Below are 1014 nucleotides of genomic sequence, written 5' to 3'. Positions count from 1 at the left end.
CGCCACGACAGGCCGGCGCGGTCGAGCGTTTCGGTTGCCACCGTGCGCAGAAGGCATGGCGCTTCGAGCGCCACCAGCGGCAGCGGCTCACTGTTGCGCAGGCTGGTCTCGATACGCTTTGCCGGCCCGATCCAGCGCATCGGCACATCGGCGACATGCTGGCTGTAGGGCAGCGTTTCGCCGCAGTGCCAGGCGAGCGCGATATCGAGGCTGCCTGACAGGACCCTTTCGGCAAGGTCGTGGCTGCGTGCGATCCTGGCTTCGATCTTCACCTTGGGGTGCGCCCGGGCAAATCGGCCGAGCACGTCCGGCAGCACCGCCTCGCCGAAATCTTCCTGCAAGCCGAGCCGTACCCAGCCTTCCAGCTCGACACCGTGGATGGCGGATGCCGCCTCGTCATTCAATTCGATCAGCCTGCGCGCATAGCCGAGCATGGTCTCGCCTGCCTCGGTCAAAGCGAGGCCGCGTCCTGATTTGCGGAAGATCGGCGTCGCCGCCTGTTCTTCCAGTTTCTTCAATTGCGCGCTGACCGCCGACGTCGACCGGCCAAGCCGGTCAGCGGCCTTGGCAAAGCTACCCAGCTCCATGCCGGTGACGAAACTGCGCAGGACGTCGAGGTCGAATGTCACGCGTCGCATGTTGGAAGTCCCGATTTTCAGGATTGTAAGTTCAAAACTTCCTGATTTTCAGGACGAAATTATGGCGGTAGGGACAGATCGTCAAGGCCGGACCGCTGGCCAGCACGGGAAATGAAGTCATGTCCGCCATTGTCAATTGCACCGACCGGCAGCCGTCGGAACTTCTGGAAGATACCGGTTCCACCGGGAGGGTGTTCACGCCGGGCCATCGCTGGAAAGTCCTGGGCATCGGCGTTGCCGCCAATGCCGCCTTCTCGGCTACGTTCTCCGGCATCCCGGCGACGGCGGTCGTTCTTCGCCAGGGCTATCACCTAGGCAATGCCGAACTCGGTCTGGCGCTCGGCCTTCTCGGGCTTGGGGTCGCGCTCAGCGAACT

General features: G+C 63.4%; 1 protein-coding gene and 1 pseudogene. One reads left to right on the top strand and one right to left on the bottom strand.

Features of this window, described 5'->3' with window-relative positions; genetic code table 11:
* Positions 1-638: LysR family transcriptional regulator (locus tag EN994_RS32940; RefSeq protein ID WP_127308228.1), on the bottom strand; the 638-nt coding region annotated here is incomplete at its 3' end.
* 119 nt (positions 639-757) lie between these two features.
* On the opposite strand from EN994_RS32940, the pseudogene EN994_RS32935 reads away from it, so the two are divergent.
* A pseudogene (locus EN994_RS32935) lies at positions 758-1014 on the top strand (MFS transporter); the annotation flags it as partial.

The sequence above is a fragment of the Mesorhizobium sp. M7A.F.Ca.CA.002.09.1.1 genome, assembly GCF_003998555.1.
In the GTDB taxonomy this organism is placed as follows: domain Bacteria; phylum Pseudomonadota; class Alphaproteobacteria; order Rhizobiales; family Rhizobiaceae; genus Mesorhizobium; species Mesorhizobium ciceri.
This window is presented reverse-complemented; position numbering and strand designations above follow the sequence as displayed.